This is a genomic window from Nocardiopsis deserti (assembly GCF_008638355.1).
In the GTDB taxonomy this organism is placed as follows: domain Bacteria; phylum Actinomycetota; class Actinomycetes; order Streptosporangiales; family Streptosporangiaceae; genus Nocardiopsis; species Nocardiopsis alborubida.
Window position 1 is genome coordinate 1 of sequence record NZ_VWVS01000048.1, and the last position, 3,680, is coordinate 3,680.

General features: G+C 71.5%; 2 protein-coding genes and 1 pseudogene. All 3 read right to left on the bottom strand.

Translation table 11 applies throughout. The annotated features are described in order from the left end of the window. Positions 1-363 (bottom strand): hypothetical protein (locus FYW99_RS31505; protein ID WP_150256249.1); only part of this gene is annotated, 363 nt, incomplete at its 3' end. A gap of 749 nt (positions 364-1,112) precedes the next feature. Further along, complete coding sequence (locus tag FYW99_RS31510; protein ID WP_150256251.1) at positions 1,113-1,328, bottom strand: hypothetical protein; 216 nt, start codon at positions 1,326-1,328, stop codon at positions 1,113-1,115. After that, positions 1,325-3,680: pseudogene (locus FYW99_RS32065) on the bottom strand (hypothetical protein); the annotation flags it as partial. The pseudogene FYW99_RS32065 and the gene FYW99_RS31510, both read right to left, overlap by 4 nt.

Here is a 3,680-nt window from a genome sequence, read left to right on the forward strand (position 1 = left end):
TAGTTGGATGAACTGGCCGATGACCATCATGTGCATGTACTCGACGTTGGCGCGGGCCTTGAAGAGTTCGCTGGACATGGTGGTGGAGTTGGCGCGGGCGGAGCCGACGTAGTCGTTGTCGCCGGTGGTGAACTGGTCCAGGGAGCGTTCGTAGCGGTCGGCGGTGCGGCCGTCGAAGCTGCGTCGGGCGTGGACGCGGCTGAGGTCGAAGAGGTCGTCCAGGACGCCGAGGCGTTGGTCGAGGGCGGCGTAGACCTCGGAGGCGCGGCCCAGGGCGGCGATGCTGGCTTTGGGGACCTCGATGCCGGTGAGGAACTTGATCGCGCCGCGTGCGGAGTCGCTCATGTTCTCGTCCAACGGCATACGCGTCTCCCCCCGTGCCACTCGGTGCCGCTATGCGGCCACGAAGGTAACACCGGAGAAGTCGCGCGTATCGGTGCTCCATCCCTTGGTGCGGAACCCTCGACTGGGTTCCCTCCGGTGGATTCCCGAAGGTCATGGGTGCGCTTCGGGAGCGGCGGGAGATTTCTGCAACGCGTTCCACCCGGTTGGCATGCCGATTGTTTCCGCAACGGTTCTCCTGGAACCGGCCGGATATTCTTTTCCTGTTCCCCTGGTGCCGGGGCCCGTTCGCGAGGAAGGCCGCTCCGGTGTCCGGGCGTGAGGCCTGGTGGGGGCGGGCCGAAGGCCCGGCGTTGCCGCCTGCGAGCTGGTGCCGGTCAGCTCCGTCCACCGCGGTCGCGGGAGGGTTTCCGGAGCCGGAAAGGGGTGGCGGCGGGCGGAACCGCTTGAACCAGGACATGCGATCTGCGGGCGGCCCCGAAGGGAGGAATATTCATTCTCTGTTTAGCGGGAATTCGCTTCCGGTCTTTGGGAAGTGCACCCCTGTGTTGTCAGGGGGTGAAGGCCGAATGGGCGGATCGTGGGGAGACGAGGAGAAGTGCGCCTGCGAGGAGAATCACATTCTCCTCGGTTTCGCGCGGGAAGGAAAGTGGAAAAGAACCCGTCACGCGCTTCTCAGAGCCAGGGGGCGGGACGCTGTTCGCCGGTGGTGATGCCGGCCGAGCCCCCGAACCGGCCGCCGTCGGCGGTCGTGTCGAAGCCGGGCCCGGTCACTCCGGTTCCTCGAAGTAGCGGACGTAGGCGTTGGACTGCGCGGCGCAGTCGTCGAATATCCGCTCGCCGGACCATCCGCGCGTGGCGCGTATGCGCGGAATCGCGTCGGCCGTCGCGGGGTCGTGGGCGGTCAGGGTGCCGTCGTCATGCAGCGTCAGGAACGGCCGTGTCCGCTGTGTGCGGCGGTCCTGGGCGTAGAGCACACGGGTCACCGGCCGCCCCCTGAGAACAAGCCGGTGGTTCCCCGTGCGTTGCGTGCCAGCATGTCGAAGCGCTCCATCATCTCATCGAACCAGTCGGACCGGCCCAGGCGGTCGAACTCGCCGTGGAGCCCGGCGAGCCGGGCCCGCAGGAACCGGATGTCGGCCCGGGTCAGCGGGTTGGCGATCCAGGCGTTGGCCTCGAAGTCGTAGAAGGGCCGCATGCCGTTGGTGTAGGCCAGCCCCTCCAGGTCGGTGGGGTCCTCCGGCGTGTATTCGTACTTGAACCAGGCCTTGCCGTGGTCGATGCCCGCCACGCGCCCGCCGCCCTGGTCCAGCCAGTTGCCCGGGTTGCGGTCGCCGTTGGCGATCAGCAGGTCCAGCAGGCCCAGCACGTGTCCGTCCCGTGTGTTCAGGAGCGGGGATCGCGGGTTGTCCAGGTGGGCGAACCCGGATTCGCCGTTCATGAAGTGCATGAACACCTCGGTCTCACCGATGCGCAGGACACCGGGCACGTTGGCGCCGATGGCGCGGCCCACCAGCGAGGCGAGCTGTTCGGCGTCGGCGCGGTCACGGGCGAAGGTGGCCCCCTCGGTGTCCTTGTAGACCGCCTGCGCGCCGTTGGCGAAGCGCATGAGCGTGGTACTGCCGTCGGAGCCGTCCTCGACGAGCGCCTGCTGGCCCACCACATCGAATCCGGTGGTGTCGGCGAGGTCCTCGACACCGGCGAAGGTCCCGTTCCACAGCGTGAGCGCCGCGATCCGCTCGTCCTGGTCCCCCTCCCGATCCTGCGGGGTCTCCTCGGTCGAAGCCGCGGGATGCTCGTCGTACGCCACCGCGGAGGGGTCATGGAACCCTGCGGCGTACTGGTCGTCACCACGGGGGCTGGTGGAAGCTCCCGCGGAAGGCTGGTCGTCCTCCCCGCCCGCGGATGTGTTCCCCCAGTGGCCCGGGCCCCCGGTCACGGGGTAGGCCACGATGTCGGTCAGCGAGCTGGGCAGGGGGCGGTCGTTTCCGAAACCGGAGTCCAGGAGGCCGAGGGGGGCGTCCAGGGACTTGGGGTTGAGGAAGCTGAGGGGGCCGTTTCCGTAACCGGAGTGCTTGGGGTCCAGGGCGTCGAAGGCGTGGTCGTCCCGGGCCCACAGGGGCTTGAACTGGTGGTCGTCGTCGAACGGGGTGCGGAAGGGCCGGTCCTGGACCGGTGTGTCGGGGGAGTCGTACAGGGACAGGTCGTCGTCGGAGACCAGGTCCGGAACCGCGTCCAGATCCGGGAGGGAGTCCGAGTCCGAATCGGTGTCCGAGTCCGCGTCGGTCTCCCGGTCGCGCTGGTCCGTGGGCGCGCTGTCGCGGGTGCCCCGGCCGTTCTGGCCGCCCCCGCGCGAGGAACGTCCGTCGTCCCCGCCTCTTCCGGGGTTCCCGCCGTCGCCCCCGGAACCGCGCCTGGTGCCGGAGCCGTCCCTGCCATCGGAACGGTCGTCGCCGCTGCCGGACCGGTCGTCCCCGCCGCGGGACCGGTCGCCCCCGCCGCCTCCGGTCCGGTCCTTGCCCGAGCCGTCGCCGGTGCCGTCCTCGTCCCCGCGCCCGTCCTTCGCGGGACCGTCGTCGGACGACGTTCTCCTCGGCTCCACGGCCGCGTTGATCCTCTCCAACAGCTTCCGTACGCTTTCGGCGCGCTTGCGTGCGCTGTCGGCGATCTTCCCGGCGTCGTCGCGGGCCTCCTCCGCGGTCTTCGCGGCCTCCTCCGCATGCTCGGCCGCGGTTTTCGCCTTCTGGGCGGCCTGCTGCGCGTACCCATGGGCGCGGCGGGCGTCGGCGGCGGCCGCGTCGGCCGTCTTCACGGCCGCGTCGGCGGAATCCCGGGTCTTCTCGGCGATCCTCTGTGCCTCGTTCGCGCGGGCGGCGGCCTCCCGGGCCTCCCGCGCGGTGGTCTCGGCCCTGGTGCGCAGGTCCTGTGCCTGCCGGTCGAGCTGGTTCGCGTCCTCGGTGGCCCGGGCGGCGCGCTCCGCCGCCTCGCGGGCGGTCTGCCGGGCCTGCTGGGCCTGTGCCCGCGCGTCCTGCGCGGCCCGGCGGGCGGCGTCCCGCCGGGGGTCCGTCGTCCTCGCGCGGTCGTCGGCCGTGTTCGGCACGGTCCGCGACCCCGTGTCTCCGGGGGCCCTGTTCGGCGGGTTCGTCGTCCCCCGGGCGCCGGTGCCGCCCGGCGCGGTCCGCCCGTCGGAGGAGGTCCGGGAGGCGTTCGCCGCCTGGGCCGCGAGGTCCGCGGTGGTGCGGGCCGTGCGGGCGTCGGTCTCGGCGCGCGCGGCGTCCCCGGCGGCGTCCGCGGCGCGGGTGCGCACCTCGGCGGCCCGGTCGGCCGCCGCGTCCGCG